19 protein-coding genes are annotated in these 20,968 nt (G+C 68.9%); 7 read left to right on the top strand and 12 right to left on the bottom strand.

Annotated features, from left to right (window positions below; all coding sequences use genetic code 11):
* Positions 1-57: 57 nt before the first annotated feature.
* From QT196_RS00195 to QT196_RS00185, 3 genes are all read left to right on the top strand, one after another.
* Positions 58-681 (top strand): VanZ family protein, encoded by a 624-nt coding sequence (locus QT196_RS00195; RefSeq protein WP_290354044.1) that lies wholly within the window; start codon positions 58-60, stop codon positions 679-681.
* 34 nt (positions 682-715) lie between these two features.
* Positions 716-871 carry a hypothetical protein gene (locus QT196_RS00190; protein WP_290354043.1) on the top strand — a complete coding sequence of 52 codons (156 nt, stop codon included), beginning with the start codon at positions 716-718 and terminating at the stop codon, positions 869-871.
* A gap of 98 nt (positions 872-969) precedes the next feature.
* Positions 970-1,746: a Ku protein gene (locus QT196_RS00185; protein WP_290354042.1), complete on the top strand. Its 777-nt coding sequence runs from the start codon at positions 970-972 to the stop codon at positions 1,744-1,746.
* A 120-nt stretch (positions 1,747-1,866) separates the two neighbouring features.
* Here the strand turns inward: QT196_RS00185 and QT196_RS00180 are convergent, their stop codons facing one another.
* Positions 1,867-2,658 carry a hypothetical protein gene (locus QT196_RS00180; protein WP_290354041.1) on the bottom strand — a complete coding sequence of 264 codons (792 nt, stop codon included), beginning with the start codon at positions 2,656-2,658 and terminating at the stop codon, positions 1,867-1,869.
* Positions 2,659-2,884: 226 nt separating this feature from the next.
* Here QT196_RS00180 and QT196_RS00175 point away from each other — a divergent pair, with 226 nt between their 5' ends.
* Positions 2,885-3,892: a helix-turn-helix domain-containing protein gene (locus QT196_RS00175; RefSeq protein ID WP_168476386.1), complete on the top strand. Its 1,008-nt coding sequence runs from the start codon at positions 2,885-2,887 to the stop codon at positions 3,890-3,892.
* Positions 3,893-4,046: 154 nt separating this feature from the next.
* Entirely contained in the window at positions 4,047-4,475 is a 429-nt protein-coding gene (locus QT196_RS00170; protein WP_168476385.1) for a peptidase inhibitor family I36 protein, read from the top strand.
* 448 nt (positions 4,476-4,923) lie between these two features.
* On the opposite strand, the gene QT196_RS00165 is transcribed toward QT196_RS00170, so the two are convergent.
* Both QT196_RS00165 and QT196_RS00160 read right to left on the bottom strand, forming a co-directional pair.
* Positions 4,924-5,745 (bottom strand): tyrosine-type recombinase/integrase, encoded by an 822-nt coding sequence (locus tag QT196_RS00165; protein WP_248000906.1) that lies wholly within the window; start codon positions 5,743-5,745, stop codon positions 4,924-4,926.
* A 430-nt stretch (positions 5,746-6,175) separates the two neighbouring features.
* A complete protein-coding gene (locus QT196_RS00160; protein WP_290354040.1) occupies positions 6,176-7,480 on the bottom strand; it encodes a hypothetical protein in 1,305 nt (434 codons plus the stop codon).
* Between the two features lie 583 nt (positions 7,481-8,063).
* Between QT196_RS00160 and QT196_RS00155 the strand changes: the two genes are divergently transcribed.
* Complete coding sequence (locus QT196_RS00155; protein ID WP_168476383.1) at positions 8,064-8,231, top strand: hypothetical protein; 168 nt, start codon at positions 8,064-8,066, stop codon at positions 8,229-8,231.
* A gap of 220 nt (positions 8,232-8,451) precedes the next feature.
* Here QT196_RS00155 and QT196_RS00150 read toward each other — a convergent pair.
* The 9 genes from QT196_RS00150 to QT196_RS00110 form a co-directional block, all read right to left on the bottom strand.
* Positions 8,452-9,269, bottom strand: a protein-coding gene (locus tag QT196_RS00150; RefSeq protein ID WP_290354039.1) for an IS5 family transposase whose coding sequence is annotated in 2 segments (ribosomal slippage) — positions 8,452-8,927 and positions 8,927-9,269 — 819 coding nt in all. Because the reading frame shifts where the segments join, the coding sequence is not laid out codon by codon here.
* Positions 9,270-9,597: 328 nt separating this feature from the next.
* Positions 9,598-10,785 (bottom strand): MFS transporter, encoded by a 1,188-nt coding sequence (locus tag QT196_RS00145; protein ID WP_168483439.1) that lies wholly within the window; start codon positions 10,783-10,785, stop codon positions 9,598-9,600.
* A 98-nt stretch (positions 10,786-10,883) separates the two neighbouring features.
* Positions 10,884-12,359, bottom strand: coding sequence for an FAD-dependent oxidoreductase (locus tag QT196_RS00140; RefSeq protein WP_290354038.1), 1,476 nt, complete (start codon positions 12,357-12,359; stop codon positions 10,884-10,886).
* Positions 12,360-12,442: 83 nt separating this feature from the next.
* Complete coding sequence (locus QT196_RS00135; protein WP_290354037.1) at positions 12,443-13,804, bottom strand: TldD/PmbA family protein; 1,362 nt, start codon at positions 13,802-13,804, stop codon at positions 12,443-12,445.
* A gap of 37 nt (positions 13,805-13,841) precedes the next feature.
* Entirely contained in the window at positions 13,842-15,008 is a 1,167-nt protein-coding gene (locus QT196_RS00130; protein WP_290354036.1) for a hypothetical protein, read from the bottom strand.
* Positions 15,009-15,330: 322 nt separating this feature from the next.
* Positions 15,331-16,371, bottom strand: a complete 1,041-nt coding sequence (locus QT196_RS00125) for a hypothetical protein (RefSeq protein WP_290354035.1) — start codon at positions 16,369-16,371, stop codon at positions 15,331-15,333.
* Entirely contained in the window at positions 16,371-17,147 is a 777-nt protein-coding gene (locus QT196_RS00120; RefSeq protein WP_290354034.1) for an ATP-binding protein, read from the bottom strand. Before QT196_RS00120 ends, QT196_RS00125 begins: the two co-directional genes overlap by 1 nt.
* Entirely contained in the window at positions 17,147-18,739 is a 1,593-nt protein-coding gene (locus QT196_RS00115) for a transposase family protein (RefSeq protein ID WP_290354033.1), read from the bottom strand. The genes QT196_RS00120 and QT196_RS00115 overlap by 1 nt, the downstream gene beginning before the upstream one ends.
* A 238-nt stretch (positions 18,740-18,977) precedes the next feature.
* Positions 18,978-19,235: a hypothetical protein gene (locus QT196_RS00110; RefSeq protein WP_290354032.1), complete on the bottom strand. Its 258-nt coding sequence runs from the start codon at positions 19,233-19,235 to the stop codon at positions 18,978-18,980.
* A 471-nt stretch (positions 19,236-19,706) separates the two neighbouring features.
* On the opposite strand from QT196_RS00110, the gene QT196_RS00105 reads away from it, so the two are divergent.
* Positions 19,707-20,873, top strand: a complete 1,167-nt coding sequence (locus QT196_RS00105; protein ID WP_290356587.1) for an NPCBM/NEW2 domain-containing protein — start codon at positions 19,707-19,709, stop codon at positions 20,871-20,873.
* The last annotated feature ends 95 nt before the right edge of the window (positions 20,874-20,968 follow it).

Genomic DNA, 20,968 nt, shown 5'->3' with positions numbered 1-20,968 from the left:
GCCGCAGGGCGCTCAGCTTTTGCACGCCACGCGGCGTTGCGTCAACAGGGAAGACTCATGTGGCAAGTCGTTCTGTACATCAGCCCCGTCACCGTCACGCTGTTCATAGCGGCGATGGCCGGGCTGTCAGGTGCCGGGGCATGGTGGTATCAGCGCGAGAACGGGGGGCGAGCGCTACGGGCTGCACGGGTTCTGCTGGTGGCCTGGACAACGCTCGTGCTACTCGCCACCCTCATGCCGACCCAGCCGCTGGGCACCGGAGGCCACGACATCTCGTGGATTCCGGGTGAGGGCATGTGGGAGGCGAGCGGCAGCAACGGCGGCCTGTTCCCGGAAGAACAGGACATGATCTTCCGCCTCCAGATCGCCAACGCAGCCATGTTCGTCCCCCTGGCCTCGCTGCTCGCCTTCGCCATCCGGTGCCGATCGGTCCTCGTCGTGACAGGCGTCTGCCTGCTCACCAGCGTGCTGATCGAGATGGTGCAGTTCATCATGGCCGCCGGCCGGACCGTGGACGTCGACGACGTACTCTTCAACAGCCTCGGCGCCGCCCTGGGCGCGCTGGCCGCCACCGTGTCGCTCCGCCTGGCCGAGCGCCCAGGACCAACTGCAGCACGGCATGCATCACGTAACTTCACCCGACCCGGCAGCCCTGCCGCCCCAGCTTCCGACGAGTACTGACCCACTACAGATACCGGACCCCCACGACTCCGGGATGCAGCGCCTGGCCACCGACCCGTACGGGCATCGCTCCACCCCGGTCAAGGCCGACGCCGACCGGCGCGAGGCCACCGTCAGCGGGGTCGTGGTCCGCTACTACGTCAGCAACGCCGTGCTGACCGTCACCGTCGTCCGCGTCGTCTACGTCTAGGCAGCGGCCGCGTCCCGCCCGCACGTTCCGCACCGGCATCCGCCCGGACGGATGCTGACGGGCGGCGGCCCGGTCGGCCCATGCGTACCGTCGAAGCCATGCGATCGCTCTGGCAGGGCACGGTCTCCTTCGGCCTGGTCGCACTACCCGTGGACATCTACGCAGCCACTGAAGACCACGGGCCCGGTCTCCATCTCGTGCATGCCGCCGACGGCGGCCGCGTCCGCCACCGGCGGGTGTGCGAACTGGACGGCCGTGAGGTCAGGCCGGAGGAGACCGCCCGCGGCTGGGAGGCACCCGACGGCCGCACGGTGGTCATCCAAGATGCCGACCTCGAAGCCCTCCCGCTGCCCACAAAGCGCGTGATCGATGTCCTGGGCTTCGTCGACGAAGCCCAGGTCGACCCGCTGCTGTATGCCCGCCCGTACTGGGTGGGCGCCCACGGCCCCGGGGCCCAGCGACCGTATGCACTGCTGGTGGAAGCCCTGGCGCGGTCCGGTCGGCTCGCAGTGTGCAAGGTGGCCCTGAGGTCGCGGGAGAGGCTGGCCGTCCTGCGGCCGAGGCACGGAATCCTCGTGTTGCACACGCTGCACTGGCCCGAGGAGATCCGTGACCCCGGCGACCTGTCCAGCCCGGCACCGACCACCGACCGGGAGCTGGAGATCGCCGAGCTGCTGATGACCGAGATGGCGGGCGTGGACATCACCGACCTGCACGACGACTACGCCCAGGCCCTGAACCTCCTTGTCGACACCCTCGCCGCCGGCCGCACGGCAGCACCGCCGATTGAGCCGCAGCCGCCGGTGGACCTGATGGCCGCGCTGGAGGAATCCATGCGCGACGCCCGGCGTGCCCGTGCCGAGCACCGCAGTTGACGGCCTCCTGTGGCGCGTATCTGGGGCATAGCCCTACCGACCTGGGATTGCCCGCTCTTGCCCGTGGTGGGCGCAGCCGCCTGCGGGCCTCGGAACTGCCGGGCCCGCAGGCGGCGTCGGTCAGGCGTGGGCTGTCAGCTCCTCAATGCGCTCGGCGAAGCCCGCGGTCGGCAGTGGGAGCTCAACGTCATCGACGTATTCGATGGCTGTCGGCACGTAGCTGACCACCGCAGCAGCGGCCTGGGGAAGGACCATGTGCTTCCAGGTGACCGTGGCCGTGGGCGGGCTGTCCTCCAGCCCGATGGCCATCATGGTCCAGGTGGCTGAAGACCACGGGACGCCCTCCCACCCCGGGCCCGCGGGCTCGGGCACTCCCGGTGCGGGGTCTACGGAACTGTCGGCCATCATCTGGGTGCGCCACCAGTCGGCTTCGGGGGTCTCTCCCAGGGAGAGGTGGTGCAGGTAGAGGCAGCAGGCTGCGGACATCTCGCCCGCGCCGGCAGCGAACTGCCACCAGAAGCGGGCACTGTCATCGCGCGCGGCCAGCTGCAGGACGCAGCCGAGGATGACGGCCCCGTCGGGGTCGAGGATGCGGTGTCCGACGAACGTGGCCATCTGATGGAGCGCGTCGGCCTGGCCTACCAGGCTCCGGCACAGGGCACGCAGGGCGCCGGCTGCGTCGTTCCGCAGTTTCTCCTCCGGCTGCCAGGCCGCGCAGCCAGGACTGGGCGTCCGTACGGTCTGGGCGCGGGCCGGCTTCATGGCATCGTCGAAGGACAAGGCGCCGTGCAGCAGCCGGTCGGCGACGCGGGTGGCGATGCGTCGCTCGGCCGCCTCGATGTCCTCAGGGCTGTACGTGCTGTCCTCCAGTCGCGCCTTGGCCAGGACCCTTTCAATCGGTGACGGGCTCATCGTGGCTCCTTTCATCCGGCCTTGGGGACCAACCGAACAGCCATTAACGCCAAGCAGTCGATCTTGGTTCGGAGCGGTGGTCTATGAGGGCGGCGTCGTGTCGGCGTCACCCGCAGCGGCCACACCCTGTCGGCACCGTGACGTCCGCCCGGCGTCCGGGAAGCGGCGGGAAGGTATGGCCGAGGAGCGGCTTTGCCCGTGAGGCATTCGTCTACAGCATGGCGGTGTGTCTCACACCATGGTCACCCCCTCGCCCGTCCTCTCCCTCTCAAATGACGTGCTGACCGAGCGCGACCGGTTCGGCTGGTACGTCGACCGGGTGCGGGAGGGCATCGCGCCCTTCACGCTCACCAGTCCGCACGCGCGGGACTTCCCCGCCCGGGTGATGAGCGCCGATCTCGGCACCGCGCAGTTGGCAACCTTCTCCTTCCCGCCCCTGGGTGCCGTCCGCACCTCGCGGCACATCCGGCGCGACGATCCCGAGACGTATCATCTGGCGCTGATCCGGAGGGGTCTGGTACTCGTCCACCAGCGGCGCCACGAAGCGGTGGTTCAGGCCGGCGGGATGGTTCTATTCGACAGTTCGCATCCACTGGACGCGGAGTTCCAGGACGCTCGGGGCACTCCGATGGTCACGATGCTGCGGCTGCCCCGGGCCGCCCTGGCGCTGCCGCAGGACCAAGCTGACCGGCTGCTGTCCCGCCCGCTCTCCCCGTGCGGTGCCACCGGCTCGCTGCTGCGGCAACTGCTCTATTCGACGCTGGGGCGGTTGGCCGGCCAGGACCAGGCCGAGAGCTACCGGCTCGGCACGATCGCGGTCGATCTGGTGGCGGCGTTCCTCGCTGGTCACCTGGACGCGGCTGGTGCGCTGCCGGCAGAGACCCGGCGGCGGGAACTTATGGCGCAGATCGGCGGCTTCATCGAGGCGAACCTCGGCGATCCGGGGCTCTGCCCGGCCGTGATCGCCGCCCGGCACCATGTTTCGGTCCGCACCCTGCACGAGCTGTTCCGGACCGAGCCGGAGGCGGTGATGGCCACGGTCCGGCGGCACCGACTGGAACGCTGCCGGGCCGATCTCGCCGACCCGGTGCTGCGGGCGCGCCCGATCGCCGCGCTAGCGGCGCGCTGGGGGTTCCTGAGCCCGGCGGAGTTCAGCCGGGTGTTTCGCAGGACGTACGGGGCAACGCCCAGCCAGTTCCGCTACGAGGTGTCCGCGATGCACGATCCGCACTGAGTGCCAAGCGATCCCGCGCTCATCCTCAACTCCCCGGGCCTTGCGGGGCCCACGATGGGCAGACCGCAGCGGCAGCACCGGGCTGAGCGGACGCCGGTGCGGTGGCAGCGGTCTTCGAGTGACGTCGAGCGAACCGAAAAGGAGACATCCGCCCATGAAGAGAGTCGCTTTCATCGCCGCGAGCGCCGCCCTGCTGCTGGCGTCCGCAGTAGGCAGCGCTTCCGCCCAGAACAGTACGACCACTGCCCCTTCCGCCGCGAGCGCTCCGGTGCTCCGCGCGATTCCTGTGCCGTTCGGGGCGCAGGGGTGGGACAACTGCCAGCATGGTCAGGCGTGTCTGTTCCAGAACAGCAACGGCGGCGGGACCATGTACGTCGTGCCGTCCTGCGGCCGGATCTACAACCTCGACTCCAGCATCAACAACCGGACCAGCTCGCTGTGGAACCGCGCGGGCAGCCCACTGAGCGTCTACGACGGCACCGGCGGGAGTGGCCTGCTGGCCGCGTACGGCGCCTTCGGTCCGACGATCAACGTTCCGAGCAACTTCAACGACAAAATCAGCTCGGTCTACGCCCCCTGCTGACCATGTCGGACCGGCCCCGCTCACCGGTCGCCGATCCGACGAAGGCCGGGTGCCGCCCCCACCTAAGAGGACGGCACCCGGCCCAGTTGCTAGTGGACCGGTGCGACTGTGCGTTTGGTCCATTCCACCGGCATGCACGGAACGTAGACAGGCCCTGCCAGTGATCGACGATCTTCGATCGAACCCACATACCGGACCGATCGCCTGTGCTAAAGACCCAAGATCAAGTGCTTAGCGTTAACGGCTGTACCGCTGGTCCCCAAGGCCGGTGGCGCTCGCGTGCGCATCAGCCACACTCCTCCCATATCGGGCGCTCTCCCGACATGGCAGCACACCCCACGCGTGCGCCCAAGAGGTGCCGACCAGGCTATGACGCTCTTGTTATGACCTTCGATGAGCGTTTCGCCGTTATGGTCCTGCCATCTGGCCGCCGAGTAAGCGTCCCGCCCTACAGCACCCCGTGCAGGGCGTTCTCCTTGAACGCCTCGTCTTCCTCGCGGTAGCGGCGCATGACCTTGGACCCGGGGGCCCATCCGCCCTGTTGCTCCATGACGGCGTCGGGGTTGCCGGCGCGGGAGGACTCGGTGACCAGGCCGCGGCGGGGGCTGTGGCCGGTGGGTCGGATGTCGAGCTTGGCGCGGGCGCCGATGCGGGTGAGGATGTCGCCGACTGTCTCGGGGTCGAGTCCGCCCTGCAGCACGGTGTGCCACCGGTTGTGGAGCGGGCGGAAGGCGAATGAATCCGGGTCGACGTCGGGGCCCAGTTCCTGCCGCCAGCGTCGCCAGGCGCGGACGGGGCAGAGGTGGGCCCGCGACCCGAACGGGACCGCGACCACGCGGGGGGCCACCTTGGATACCCGGACGTCCACGATCAGGCCCCGGCCCTCGGGGTCCTCGGTGATGTCCCGCACCCGGAGCCAGGCCAGTTCGTGTTCGCGTCCGGCGATGGCGAAGTGCAGGGTCATCAGGCTGAGGTCGCGCACGCCGAACCGATTACGGGGCAGGGTGGCGGCGACCTTCTCCATGTGCCGTACGAGCAGGGCGGGGGCGGGTCCGCGGCCGCGCTGCTCCTTGGTCTTCTCCATCGCCTTGACCTTCGCCTTCAGCAGGGCGCGGGCCTCCTCAGCGATGTCCTCGGCCAGCTGCAGCTTGAGCCGACGGCGGCCGGTGACGACAACGCCGGAGATCCGGCGGTCGATGGTGGAGGGGCGGTGAGCTTGCCGGTCGGGCGGCCGGGCTTCGGCGGCCGGGCGGGCTGGAGCCAGCACCACTCGACGAACGCGACCAGGGTGCCGGTGCGGACGGCGGCAGCTCGCGCTCGGCGCAGAACCTGAGCCAGGCGCGCCAGTCGGCGCCGTAGCCGTTCTTCGTCTTCTCGGGCCGGTTGTCCTCGACGTGCTGGGTCGCGTCGCGGTCGAGCTGGGCCAGGCGGGCCTCGGTGGCGGCGTCGAACGGAGCAGGGGCGATGAGGGCCGGCGGGCGTGGGGTGCTGCTCACTGTGACCGACAGATCCGCGTTCGTCATGCTCTCCCCTGAATACCCGTCAAGCCGCTTTTTCCGTACCAGGTGTTGTGTCGACTGGATCCCGGATATGTGAGCTTCTCCGGAGTCCATGAACTGGCGGGCCCCGGCGGTTCACCGCACCCTCCCTCGGCGGGGGAGGCAGCAGAGATCCGCCGGAGCGGCCGGCGGGGAAGTCGCTCAGTCGTTCTTGTCTTCTGCTCCGATGGCGTCGCGCGCCGCGTCCAGAAAGGCGACGCGGGCTTCCATGAATGCGGCCTGGCTGTCGCCAACGTCAGTGCGCGCTGTGTCTATCCGCTGGGTGAGGACGTCCACGATGATCGCGTTGATCTGGTTGAGCTGTCCCTGCATCTGGGGGAGGTGGGCGTTGACGGCCTGAGTGAGTGCCGGAAAGCCGGCCCCCCAGACGGTGATCGCGGCGAAGGGGTCGACCTGACCGGCAGCGGCAGCGGCGGCGAGGTCGTTTCCGGTGGCCAGGTACTGGGTCGCTTGTTCCATGAGCTGGGTGATGGGCTCGGTATCAGGGGCGTGGGCGGTGATCCGTTCGTAGTAGTTCCGGAAGTCGGGGTCGTCGAGAAGTTCCTGATCGGTCGACATGCCGGTCCACAGCTCTCCGGCCTGGGCCAAGATCCTGCCCATCTCGGGAAGCGCCGCCTGGAGCGAACGCAGCACCTCATCCGGGTGTGCCTGTTGGTAGGCCGGGTCGGAAGTCGCGGCCAACAGCTCGATCACGGGCCTGAAGGCCCGCATCGCTTCGGTCACATCGAGAAGGTCAGGGTCTTCAGGTGTGAGGTCCTCCAGTTCCTGCAGGAGGTCCAGCACGACAGATCGGGGAACTGTGAGATCGGAATTGGCTTCCGTGAATCGATGCACGGCTGAGATCACAGCTGCGCGTTCCAGGCTGTCGGCGACATCGGTGGTGAAATTTGGCAGCCCGAGCGGTGCCGCGAGCCTGATGTAGGCGGTGTCGAGGTCTTCGAGGGCAGCTTCGGTGCGGTGTTGGGAGGTCCTGTCGAGGCCGACCTGGGCTTTCGTGACGGCGCGTTCGACGATCGCGGCATCGAGGTAAAGGAGGTCGTGAACGGCCTTGAGCGCTGCGGTGTACAGGTCCTCTCCTGCTTCGGTCACGTTGCTCGGGCCGTGGAGAGCGACCGTGGCGAGTGCGGCGTGCATGGCTCGGAGGGCGTTCTTCGGGGGTTCGTACAGGGCGGGGTCCAGACGCTTGCGTGAGGTGATGTCGCGTCGCCGGGTGTGTGCGTAGTCGGGCCGCTCTACCTGCTCGCGGACCAGGACGAGCGTTTCTATGCACTCCGTGGCGGCGTCGGCCACGGCCTGGGCGGCAGTCCGTCGTTCCGCGCGTAACCATTGCTCGTGCGCGTCAGCCGCCTGTCGTCGGGCGACTCCGCGGCCTACGGGGTATGCGATCGCGGCGACGATCACGCTGGTGGGCACTCCCACCAGGGCGGCTATCACTTCGGCTTCCATGCGCGAATCCTTGCGCACGGGAACGACACGTTGGGTCGAACCGGCCAGATCAGGAAGGGAGCCCGGCGTTCGGGTCCTGAGCACGGGACAGGCCCCGCCTGGGAAAAGTCGCTGGTCGTGAGCGTTGCACGGCTAGCGGCCCGGAATGTATGCGCGTGCGCGGACGGGGGCTTACGGGCCTACGTCCGGCCTGTGCATGAGCCTCCGGCTGGCCGGTGACTAGCAGCGCTGCGGGACGGGTTCAAATCCCCGCGAAAATGGGGCACTCAGCAGCCCTTCGCTCCCCATTCAACTCCCTGTGCCGACAAAGTCGCAGGTCAGAGGCATGAATGGGCCGTGGTGAACACGGCATGCTCATCACGTATCGCAGCGGCTCCGCCAAATTCGCGAAAACTCGAATCGGGCGCCGACGCGGTGCAGTCTCCTCCGTGTCCGGGGGCGCCACCGGACACCAGCAACGGACTTGCAGGGCTAACTGCCCTGCAGTCCAAGGTCGTTCCATCGTCCCGCGAGTTCTGTGCGGGGCCCGTCCTCTGCCTACGCACGGTCTGGTTCCGTGCGCCCGAAACGGAGTTGTCCACCTATGTCCACCTACCTGCCCGTCGCGCTGGTCCTCGTCTGCATCGGCTGCTTCGGGATGTTCACCTTCATCGCCTGCACCGCTCTGCGTCGGGCCCAGCCCCACGCGGTGCCCGACGTCCTGCGGGCGCTGGTGCCGCTGATCCGGGCAATGCTCCGTCGCCGGTCGTAGCCGGCTGCTGCGTCCCGCCAGCTGACTTAGTCCTCCGGCGGGGCGCCCCATACGTCCGGGCCGCCCCCTCGCCATTCAATGAGGTTCGCGTCGGACAGATCCACCAGGTCGGGCTCAAGGCCAGCGCGGCGTAGGAACTCCAAGAGATCAGCGACTTTAGCGATCAGGCTTCTGACCGCCTGGTGCCCGACCTGGGCTTTAGCGTCGCTTAGACCGTGTCCTATGTGGTGAGGCGGACGTATCGCTTGTAGCAGCAGATGGCGGCGGCGAGTCCGAGAAAGGCCAGGTAGTTGCGGTGGTCGCGTTCGTAGCGGGGGCTGAGTCTGCGGTAGCCCGACAGCCACGACATGGTGCGCTCGATCACCCATCGACGGCGTCCTAACCGTTCGCTGGACTCGATGCCCTTGCGGGCGATCCGCACTCCAATCCGCTTACCACGCAGCCATTTCCGCAGGTCGGGCCGGTCATATGCCTTGTCGGCGTGCAGGCGCTGAGGTTTGCAGTACCGGCCGCGGTGAGGGTCGTGTCTCGTTTGGTGACCCTCGATCATCGGCTTCAGCCCTTGGCTGTCGTGGGTGTTCCCAGCTGAGACGCCGACGGCCAGGGGCAGTCCGTTCGCGTCCGACAGGACGTGCATTTTGGAACCCGGCTTGCCTCGGTCCACGGGGCTCGGACCTGTGTGTTCGCCCCCTTTTTAGCCCTCACGTGGGCGGAGTCGAGGACGACGCGGGTGACGTCGATGAGGCCGGCGTCGTCGAGCCGGTGCAGCACGGCCTCGTGCAAACGGCCCCAGACGCCGGCTCTGGACCAGATCAGAAACCGTCGGTGGGCGGTTGACTTCGAGATGCCGAAGCAGGGCGGCAGAGCCCGCCAGGCGCACCCGCTGACCAGGACGTAGATGATGGCCGCGAACAGCGTCTCATCAGGCGTGTCCTGCGTTCCCCCGCCCTGAGGCCGCACCTTCGACGGCGGAATCAGCGGTTTCGCGATCGCCCACAACCCGTCCGGAACAATCCAACTCCATGTACCCCGCCCCATACCGAGGTCAACGAAGCCTCACCACATAGGACACGGTCTAAGGCGCGAGGCCATGACAACCTCCCTGAAGGGGGCAAATGATCGGATACGGGCAGACTAGCGCGGGCCGCTGACAACAGCCTGCCGCGCGCGACTGCATGACCCGTTCACCAACCGTCTGTGAACGTGGCGGGTGAGATTTCGCCAGGCGTGCGGCGGGGCTGTTTGTCGGTTACGGCCTGGGCAAGAACGGCAAGAGCGTCTTGCTCGAATGTGTTCGGGATGAAGGAGGGGAGGAAGGCGCCGGGACGTCCCTCAGCAGCGGACGTCCCGGGCCGCCTTCTCGTCGTCACGGCGCCGTCTTCACCCACCGCCCTTGGCGAAGGGCGGGCACACTGACGAGGAGCGCCAGGACGGGGACCACGGCATACCAGCCAAGGCCGCTGCTCGGCCCGAACGCGTCCATCAGTTGGCCCAGTGCGAGGTAGCCGCAGCCGATCAGTAGGGATTCGACGAACGTAATGATGGAGAGCAGGCTCGCTCGGTAGCGGGAGGGGACGCCTTCGTTGAAGACGTTGTCCACGACCACCGCGGTGGTGTCGGGCACACCGACGGCGAGCAGGAAGACCCCGATCGTCAGCCAGGCCAGGCCGAGGCTGCTGAGTCCGAGGGCGGCGACGAGGACGAGCAGGGTCAGCGGTACCAGCAGGTGTACGCCCAGTCGCCGGTCGGCCTGGTCCGCGAGAAGGGGAGCGAAGCCGCCGATGAGGAAGCCGGCGGACATCACCACGCTCACCAGTGTGGTGGCGATGCCCTGATCGCTCAGGGCCTCCTGGGCGAAGATGAGGTACGGGGTCATCGTGGCGTGCATCAGTCCGGACACCACGACCAGGGACGCCAGCCGGGGCGTCAGGCTGCGGAGTACGGCGGCTTTTCCGGCTGTTTCGCCCCCCGTGGCAGCGGCCTCCGGTGCGTCGAGTGCGGCCGCGTCCTGTCCACGGACCTCTGACACCCGGGTCAGCAGGACGGCCGTGGCGAGTAGCAGCGACCCGGCGGAGGCCAGATATACCAGCTCCCAGGAGACCTTCTGCAGGCTGCCGCCCAATGCGATGGCCAGTGCCATGGTCGTAGCGGCGAACGTCGCGTACCGGGACTTCACCTTCACGTAGTGGGTCTCGGCACCGCGGCGGCGGAGCAGGTCGTACAGCAGGGCGGTGTCGGCGCCGGAGACGCAGGCCATACCGATGCCCTGCAGCGCGAAGAGCGCGACGAACGACGGGAAACCGGAGAGTGTCACCTGGCCCACCAGGCAGCTCGCGATCAGCACCTGGCCGATCATGATGCTGGCCCGCCGGCCCACCCGGTCCGCGATGATTCCGGTGGGGATCTCGGCCAGCGCGCTGATGATGTAGAGGAGCGTCTGCAGCAGCGCGATCTGGGCGGCGGAGAAGCCCTGATGGGCCAGGTAGAGGACGAACACGCCGCGCTGGAAGAGGGAGTTGGCGAGTACGGCGTATGCGTAGAAGGGGAGGGCCACGCGCCGAGCCACCCGTGGGGACGGGGTGGCGGCCTCACCCGGGGCATCCGCCGTCGGTTGTCCGCTCTCGCCCCGTACGATGTCGCTCGAATCCGTGGTCAACGCGTCGTCTCCAGTTCCGATGTGGCCCCGCGGTTGCCGAGCAGCGCTTTCACCCTGAGGTATGCGGCACGGTCCGGCCCATTCTCGCTGAACGCACCCGCGACCAGGAACGGCACGATGTCGGGGGACAGGCCGTGCGGCGAGCCGAGATCCTCGTACATGTGCGCCGCGCCCGAGCTGAAGAGTGCCGGCACCGCCTGGTGCCGCCAGAGCCGCGGCAGGACGAGGGATGCTTCGAAACCGGTGCACGCCCCCTGGTACGCGGTCTCCGCGGCGCTCTCGGCCGCGGTGAACACGCTGATGGGGCGGCGGTGTGGGAGGAAGGGGTGCACGTACGGCTCGGCGCCGAGTATGCCGTCAGCCATGATCCGGGCGATTAGCGGGCTGTTGTGGAAGCCGTCCCGGTAGGTCCCGGTTGCGATGTGGAGCTGGTCGAGGGGCCCGGGGCCGAGCAGGGGGAAGGTGTCGAGGGACACCGGACGGTTGCCTACGCGCCATTCGTCGATCTCGGCGAATGCGAAGTCGTTGTTCAGCTGGTCGATGGCGCACTGCAGGAGGAAGTGGCTGAGTCCTGCCGAGGGGCGTGTCCTCGGGGTGGCGAAGACGACGTTGGTCGCGCCGACGTAGTCGCGGCCCTGTGGGAACGGAACGGCGTGCAGGCCGCAGGAGCCGGCGCGGTTGACGGTCCGCACGACATGGCAGAACTGTTCGGCCTCGGTGCGGCGGGTGACCGTGGAGATACCGGTCCCGGAGAACACCGGCTGGACGTCGTCGGGGGCGAGCACCGTGTCGAGGAGGGGGGTGGTGAACGCGCCCGCGGCCACCAGGACCACGTTTGCACGGACACGTTCGCCGTTCGCGAGTGTCGCGCCGGTCGCCCGGTCACCATCGCGCGACAGTGCGCTGACAGCCTGGGGGACGAACTGGACGCCGCGCGCCACGAGGGCCGCCCGGACCGCCTCGTACAGGGCTCCGCTGTCGACGGCGCCCTCTTCGGGGAAGTACAGGGCACGCAGGGGCCGCGAAGAGGGTGTGGGGTCCAGGCCGGTGATTCCACGCGGGCTGATGAGCTCGTGGTTCTCGCCGTACTTGGCGGCCGCCTCCAGCATTGCGTCGAAGTTCTCCGAGTCCAGGTCGCCGGAGACGGTGTTCTCGATGACGACGGTGCCGGAAACATTGTGCGGCCGGTCGTGGCCTGACACGTCGCAGACCAGATCCAGCCAGTCGGGCCAGAGGGACAGCGCGTCCCGGCACATCTCAAACTTGGCGCGTGAGGCATCGGAGTGCAGCGTGTACTTGGTGACTTCGGCGAAGCAGTTGAGCATGGCGCCGGAAGCCGGTGTAGCCGCGCCTGCCTGGCTGTCCGGGCCGATGACGGCGACCGACAGGGACCCGTCCCGGCCCGTCAGCTCGAAGGCCGTGGACAGGGCGAGGATGCCGTTGCCCACGATGGCAATATCCACGTTGATCACGTCTGCATGTCTCCTCGGTTCGGACTCACGGTGGAGCCGGTCGTACGGTGTGACGGCTGCTGCCTGGTCACGGATTCACCGGTTTATTCGGACGGTTGGAGGGTCACCCCGGTCACCAGTACGGTGGGACCGCCGTCACCCACCGGAACCTCCTGTCCGTACTTGGCGCAGGAGGCGGGGCTCCCCATGGCGAAGTCGGTACCGATGCCTTGGATGCCCATGAGGACGGCCGCCACCTCTCCGGTGACGACAGCGTCGGCCATCGGCTCGGCCGGCACGCCGTTGCGGATGCGGCGGATATCCACCGCGCCCAGGGAAAAGGTGCCGTCCTCCCGCACCGCCCCGCCGCCCAGCCGGGAGACCTGGTAGCCGTGGGCGACGGAGGCGGTCAGGGCGGCCGGATCGTCCCGGCCGTTCTCGAGGCGCACATTGCTCATCCGGCACAACGGCAGGTGCCGGAACGACTGCCTGCGCTGCCGTCCCGCACCCTCGATGAGCGCCACGACCACACCGTCCCGGACGAGCTGCCGGGGGTGGGCGGGGGCACCTTCGTCGTCGTACGCGTAGCTGCCCCAACCACCCGCGAACCCCGGATCGTCGATCACGTTCAGCCCGGCTGGGCCGATCCGGTCGCCCTTCCGCCAGTCCACGCCCGCCAGCCCGTGCGCGACGACGTCCCCCTCCAGCGGATGCCCCAGCAGTTCGTGGGCGAGCACGCCGCTCGCGCCGGCTCCGATGACGAGCGTGGCATTCCGCTCGTCAACCGCCTCTGCTCCCCTCTTGGCCAGGGCGGCACGGCCGGCCTCGCGTCCGATGCCGATGATGTCGTGGCCGGATGCCCACGCGTCGAGCTCCCGGACACCGGCCTTCCGGTATCCGACGGCGGCTCCACCGGCGCCGTCCGCGATGGCCCGGCAGGAGACGAGGTACCGCTGCTGCGCCCCCTCCAGGTGGGACCTGGCGGGGGCGAGGCGTACGAAGTCCCGCGCCACCCCGGAGTACGAGGTGGCGACCGAGGCAAGGCGGGCGCAGCCGCGTGGCGCGTGCCGGGCCGCCGCGTGGGCCGCCCGGAGAGGCTCCACCATCCAGGCCGGTCCGGGCGCTTGCCCGGTCCTCGCGGCGGGCGACGGCCCCCATGGTTGGACAGCCTGGTGCAGGGCGGCTGTCAGACGGCCCGTGGGCAACCCGTCGGCAGCGGCCCGGCCGGCGGCGGTCTCGATGACGTGTCTGATGCCGTCGCGGGAGAGGCTGTTGGCGGCGGCGTGGCCTGTGCCTTTGCTGTGCCGAACGCTCACCGAGAAGCCCGTCTGCTGGAAGGACTCGCCAACGGCGGGTGCGTCGTCCAGGATGAAGCACTCGTCGCCGCGTGCCCGCTCGATGAAGAGGTCGATCCGGATGGCGGTTGACGCCTGTATCTCCTCCAGCAGCCCGGCGATTCCGGTCATGGCGGACGGGTCCACTCCGAGTGGCGGTCTCTGCTGGTCAGCCGCGGCCGGCCGGGAGCATGCTGCTGTCCTCAGAGGTTCCATGTGCTCTCACACGCCATCCATGTTCGGGGGACCACGTCCGGACGAACCCGGCCATCCTGAAGGGGGTCGCCGTCTCCACCATCACTGCCAGGGACTCCGCGTCGGCGGAGTGTGCCGCTTCGGACGAGGCCCGGCTCACGAAGTCCAGGTCCGCTGACCGCACTTCGATGCCGGACAGTCCCGCCAGGAAGACGATCTGCCGCCGGGTGGCGACGTCGAAAGCCGCCGCGGCCGCGGCCCGGATCTCCGCGAGCGCGCTCTCGGTCACGCTCCTCAGAGCTCCGGCGATGGCCTTGGTCGAGTTCGGGTTGATGCCGTGGTCGTGCCGGCGCAGTGCGGTGACCAGGTCCAGCTGCTCCTGGGTGGGGGACTCCGAGGGGTGTGCAACACGCCGGTAGCCGGCATGGAGATGGAAAGGGAAGAGTCGGCCCAGTGCGGACTGCGCGAAGAGAATCCTCCGCCCCGGCGCGCCCCCCGGCCACATCCGCGCGTTCAGTGACAGCCCGCGGAAGGCCGGGTGCACGATGACGCGTTCCTGGCAGAGCACGGCCTCGTTGATCGCGCGAAGCGTGGGTAGCGCCTCGAACTCACGGGGAAAGGGGCGGCAGAAGACTTTGACGGCGGCGAGCAGGCTGCCCACACGGATGGTGCGCACCTCGGTGACGAGATTCTCCCAGTCGATCCAGCGCTCATCCTCCGCGCGGTAGTGGTAGCCGGCCAGCCGCTCGTAGTCGGAGCGGTCTCCCGCGGACTCGGTGAACTCCTCGTCGATCCACTCCTCGATGCGTTCACCCGGTGTGTAGCCGCCCGAGGTCGTGCGGACGGTACTGTCGAAGTCCAGCCGGACGTGTTCATCCGGGCAGAGAAAGTCGTGCAGGTCGTCGTGGGCGGTGGCGACGACGGCGTGCAGGTTCAGAGAGCGGCAGGCCCGCTGGAAGTTGTGGGCGATGACCTTGGCCGTGGCACGGTCCAGGTTCGAGCAGAATTCGTCCACTGCCATCAGGCCGCTCCCGCTATGAGCCAGCCTGGCCAGGGTGAGCCGGTGGTACTGCCCGTCGGAGAGATGCTCCGGCCGCGACATCATCAGCCGCGGTTCGCCGAGGCCGAACCGGCCCAGCATGGAGACGGTCTCTTCGACCTCGCCGTCGAACAGGTCGATGACCCGGTCCGTGGGGCCGATGGTGATGATCTGCGGGTTTTTGTCGGTGGTAGTTCGGCGTTGTGATGTCAGTGGGTAAGTAACGAACTCTCTGCCGTTCAGTGGGTTGTCGTGGGCGGCTCGACTGCTGTCATGGATGCCGAGCTGGTGCTGACGTTTTTGGTGATTATGCAGGTCAGTTGGTTGCCGATCGGTACAGCGTGGGGTGTGTAATCGCTGGTCAGGGCTGTGGTGGCAGGTGCTGGGTGCCGAGAGTTGGGGGCGGGGCGGACGGTGTCGCCTTCTACGGTGTGGGCTTCAGGTTGTAGCGGATTCCTGTTGCGGTGAGGCGGAGTTGTTCGCCGTCTTGGACCGTGATGAGCGGGAAGAGCGGGCTGTCTGGGGCACGGTCCTTGAGCTGTCCGTGAATGCCTGCCGCGCGTATGAGGCGGCGTGTCCAGGTGGGTAGTGGGTAGACCTGGCATCTGCGGTGGGCTGTGCTGTCGTGGACTTTGACGGTGGTCGCTGTTTCGTTGATGTCGATACCGCGGATAAGCGCGAGCCGGCTGATGTCTGCCCCAGTGACCGCGTGGATGGTCAGGGCTGTCGCGTGGAGCGGGTGCGCCACTGTGGTCAGCCGGGCGGCGAGGACGTCTGCTGGTATGCGGTCATGTCCTCGCGCGGCCGGTGCGTCGCTCATCGTGAGGGCGAGCTCGGGTGCGCCTTGGCACCGGGCACGTTTCGGACGGTCTGTCACTTCACCGTCCGACGGTGCCGGGGAGGTGATCCACTGCCCGGCGTCCTGGCAAGGGGCTGGTTCGGCGGGTCGCTTCTGTCCGGCGCTTGGTGTGCCGGTAGGTGAGTGTTCCGTCCGGTCCAGAGCGATACGGGCCTGGGGGAGGCTGTCGATGAGGTGGTGTGGGGTTTCTTCGAGGAGCGTTTTCAGGGCGGGGGTGACCGGTCGGTGCCAGAGGAGGGTGAGGCGGGTGCCGCAGCGCTCCCGCAGGGCGAGTAGTTGTCTCTGGCGGGCGGTGGTGAGGCGGTCGGTGCGGCAGATGATGAGGTGCCCGATGTGGTGGGTGAGTATCCAGGCGGCGACTGCGTCCCAGGCGGGGCGCTGGGAGTCGGCCCACGTTCCGTACGTTTCTCCGCCCGAGGGGAGTCGTTTGCCCAGGGCGTAGAGCAGGTCGTGGGCGAGGGCGGCGGGTGCGCCGTTGGCGGGGCTGGGGTCGATGGTCAGACGGCCCAGGTCCGGATCGTGTGCGGCGTGTGCGGCAGCTGTCCAGGCGGGGTGGTCGCCCTGGTCGATGATGGCGGTGACCGGGGTAGCGCTGCTGACCTTCACTACATGCCGCCGATCTTGCTGTAGACCCAGCGCACGAGGTCTTCGTCGACCTGTTTGAGGTTGAGTTTCTTCATGCCGGTCAGGATGTGGGTGGTGATGTTGGCCCAGTTGCGGAAGCTGCCGTGGGCGGCCTGTTTGTCGATCGCGTCGATCAGCGCGGTGTCGACGTCCGCCCAGACGGGGTGGAAGGCGGGGATCGTGGCCCGTACCTCGTCCTTGGACATGCGGGCGAACTCCTGCCAGATGAAGATCCTGGAGGCCAGCATGGGCTCGCGGCGCAGGACTTTGTAGCAGCCGTCGCCCCCGGCGAAGATCACCGCGATGTTGGTGCGTTTGTCGTCCCACAGGTGGCGCCAGAACTCGAACCCGGTCTTCTTCATCCACTGTGCCTCGTCACAGACCAGGACCCGGAACTCCTCGGCGAGCGCCTCCTTGAGGAGGGTGTCGAACTCGATCGGGCGGGCCGGCGGCTCTCCCGGCAGCCCCAGCGCCTGGAAGAGACCATGGCGGATGTCGCGCGGGGTCGGTCCGGCCCGCAGTTCCAGGCGGTGCGTGATGTCCGGGGCGAGGTGGCGCAGGGCCGAGTTCACCGACATCGTCTTGCCGGATCCGGCCGGCCCGTAGACGCACATCATGGCCTTGGCCTCGATGACGGCCTCGATGTTGTCCCGCGTGGTGAGCAGTGTGTCGGTGCCGACCAGCTGCGCCTGCTCCAGGCCCAGGAAGTGGTCTTCGCTCTCGTCGGGCAGCAGTCCGTAGTCCAGATCGGCGATCATCAGCGGTGGTCCTCATCAGGAGTAGGTGTGCGCGGGGGCCTGGGGCGGGCCCAGGTATCGGGCGCGGGGCCGTGCGGAATGAAGTCGGGACGGGCCAGCGCACGGCGGTCCGTCTGCGCAGCCGCGCCCAGCTCCTCTTCGGCTTGGGCGGAGGTCGAGGAGGTGAGAGGCCTGGGCGGGGCGGCGGTGGTGGAGGCTTCGAAGCGCCGGCGGCGCAGCTTCTCCGCGGCCTTCAGATCGGCCTTGAGACGGCGGGCAGCCGCGGTCCGTGCCGCCTGGACGGCACGGATCTGCTCACGGCTCGCCGCAGTGGCCAGGAACGCCGAACCAAGGTGGCGGCCGGTCGTAGCGTCGAAGACTTCGATGGTGTCGTCGTGATGGGGCAGATGCCGTACCGACACCTTGGTGCCGGTACGGCCGTTCATCCACGGGGCGAGGTAATCGCGGCGCCGCCACCGCACCCCGCTGGTACTGATCGTGTAAGTACGACCGTCGTCCTCCAGAGCGAACGTCGCCAGCTGCCCCGCGGACACATCAGTAAGCGGCGTCGCATCGGCCTGCCACGCCTCGACGGGGCTTTTCCCGTTCAACGCGGACGGGTGGTGGCGGGTGTTCCACCAGGCCACCCAGTCCAGCAGCAGCCCCACGAATGCCTCATAGGCCAGCGGCGGGGCATCGGGGTCGGCGATCCGGCCACCGGTGAGTTTCTGTCGGCCGGTGTAGCGGGGGAGGGAGACGAGGAACATCTCCTCCACCGCGTCGTTCAACGCCTCGATGGTGCCCTTCAAGTGCGGTGTATAGGCGGGCAGATCGGTGACGGGGACGGCGAGCGCGCCCATGGCCGCGGTGACCGTTGCGCACAGGAACTCCTTGCCGCGGTCGACCCGGATCTGACCGGGCAGCCCGCCCACGGGTCCGAATGGCTCGGTGCGGGTGATCGCGATCCGCAGGGACGCCAGCACCGCGTCGCGGCTCGGCGCGTGCGCGGTGACCGCGACCCCGGTGATCGCTTTGGTGGCGCAGTCGATGAACCAGGTCACCCACGGCGTGGCCAGCTCACCTTCCACGTCGACCTCGACGGGCACGTGCTTGTGGTCGCCCTCCCACGCCGCGTTGCGGTGCGTCGGCGGACGCTGCCCGAAGACGTCGTGAGCACGGCGGGCGGCTTCCCCGCTCTTGAGTCCGGCCCGCTCACCGCGGGTCAGGTCCCGGCGGATCGCCCGGTGCAACGTCGACAGGGACGGCACCGCGGGCGCGTTCGGATCTTCGGCCGCCCGCTGCACCAGCTCGGCGTGGACCCGGGAGGCGTTACCGCCCCACAGTGCCAGCAGCCGCCGGACTTCTGTGGTGACCGTGAAATGGGACGCCTCCACCCGGGCGAGGCGATGATCCTCCCGGGCGGCGGCCAGCCACCGCCATACCGTCCGCTCTGACTTCCCCAACGCCTGGGCTACCAGACGTACGTGCGCGGATGCCAGTTCACCGCGCCCGTCGAGGTCCAGCAGCCGGGGCATCGCCGCTGCCCGCCCCAACTCGGGCGGGAACACGCTCGCGGGGCCGCCCACGGGATCCTCGCCACGGCTTCCCGGCATGTGCGGCCCCTCTCCGCCGAGTACGGGACAGCACGGTCTGCCGTCCGGGTTCCAGGTATCCCAGCCTTTTGGCACCCAACTGACCGGAATCGGCATACGACTGACAGCAACCGCCGCCATCCGGTACAGCCGTGTCCGCGCACGAAGCCCTGCCTGGTGGTGGTGTTCGTCGTGGAGCTGGGAGGCCGACCTGGGAGGCCGTGTCCCCGCGCGGCCTGTCTGCCGGGGCTACGGCCCGTCAGGCGGGTGGTCCAGGACGAACACACCGACGGCGGTTTTGGTGCTGGGTGCGGCGGAGGTGGCGGTGCTCGCGGTGGTTGGTCCACCAGGTGAGCCGGTCGGGGGAGTCCTGCGGGAAGAGCGTCTGCATCGACGTGGCGGCGAGGGCGAGGACGAGGCAGATCACGACGCCCCACCAGGGTGCGCCGGCCATGACGGTCGCCAGGCCGGAGACGGCGGTGACGGACGCGGGCACGAGGTTCGGCGAGACGGGCATGGTCAGGCCTCGCTTCCTGTGTCGTGGGTGCGCCCCGGGCGGGGGTGGTGGGTCATGGCGGGCCTCCTGCGGGCAACCGGGCACCTCGGGGGTGCGGGTTCAGGCCAGGGCGAGGACGAAACGGCCCATGCCGTTTCAACCAGCCCTGCGACGTGCTGAGTTGGCCCTACAGTGACCGCTGGGCCTGGTGGTGGGCGACTGCGCCAGACCAACTGTTTCCGTGCCGGGCGGCACCGGATTCTGGTGAGGGGGAGCACAGGTGGCACACAGTGGTGACGGCGGCGGGGAGGACGGGATCCTCGCGCGTCGGCAGGCGCGTGAGGAGAAGGACCGGTTGAAAGCCGAGTTCGGCGCCCGGCTGAAGGTCCTGCTGGACCTCACGGGCCTGAGCTCGCGCGAGTTCGCGGCCCGGTTCCCCGCATACAAGGACTCCACGGTCCGCAAGTACACCCTGGGCACGAACCTGCCGCCGTGGGACTTCCTCCACGACCTGCTCACCGAAGTCGCCCGCCGCACCGACGACCCCGCCGCCCCTCAACGCCACACGGAACTCTTCACCGCCTACCGCACCGTCCTCGTCGACACCGGCGCCGACGTCCGCGGCAGCGACCAGAACTCCCTCCTGCTGCGCCTCCTGGACGGCGAGGAGGCGCTGCGCCGGCTCCGCGACGATCTGGCCGAGGTCCGTGCGCGGGAGAACCAGCTCCGTCTGGACCTGGAGGAGGAGACCCGCCGGGTCCAGGCCTCGCCCGGTGCCGGGGGCCAGGAACGCCGGCACCGGCTCGAGGAGGAGAGCCGGGCCCTGGCGCAACGCAGGGACGAGCTCGTCCACCGCCGCGGTGCCCTGGTCACGGAGCTGGACGACTGCCGGGGTCGTCTGGCGGTGGTGGAGGCGGCCGAGGGCTCGGGCGACCTGGTGCCGGCGGGAACCGGGGCCGGTGCGGGAGTGCACCAGGCGTCGGTGCCGCCCCTGCCTCCCGAGCCGCCCACGGTGCCGGAGCCGTCGAAGTCCGGCGGCGGCCGGCGGGCTCCTGTGCTGATCGGCGTCGCGGTGGCCGTCGTGCTCCTGGCGGGCGGCGGCGCCGCGGTCGGCATCTGGGCGACCGGTACCAACGACGCGAACAACCGGGCCGCGTCGCCGGTGTCGGCCACGCCCGGCACCACCAGGTCCTCCGCGCCAATGCCCTCCCGCACGGCTCCCTCGGCCAGCGCGACGCCGAGTACGCCCGCGCCGGAGCAGCACAGCTGGTCGCTGATCGAGGATCTGGTGCCGATGGACGTCTACCCGGAGGGCACCAAGCGCTCGTTCACTGCCGGCGCCCTGACCGTCAATACTCGCGAATACCCCAAGACCTGTACGCGTTCGAGGCCGAACGCACCTGGCAGCTCAACCGCGAGTACTCGACCTTCACCGCCAGCGCCGGTGTCTCGGACAGCACGCCTTCCGGCGACGTCATCACCTTCACCGTGCAGGTCGACGACGTCATCGTCAAAGAGTTCACGATGGCCCCCGGGGACACCGTGAAGAAGGTGACCATCGACATCAGCGAAGCCTTCCGCATCAAGCTCACCACCCTGGAGTCCTTCAGCACCCATGAGGGCTACGGAGCGTGGATCGACCCCACCGTCACCAAATAGCTGCGCTGAGGACGGCGGCAACCCCACCTCCCAGTTGCCGTGGAACGCCGCCGCCGATCAGCGCCTGCCGTTCCCCGTGCCCGACCCCCGGGCCC

It is taken from the genome of Streptomyces sp. P9-2B-2 (assembly GCF_030406865.1).
Classification (GTDB): Bacteria; Actinomycetota; Actinomycetes; order Streptomycetales; family Streptomycetaceae; genus Streptomyces; species Streptomyces platensis.
Note: the sequence above shows the minus strand (reverse complement) of the source record. Positions and strands in the feature narration are given on the sequence as shown.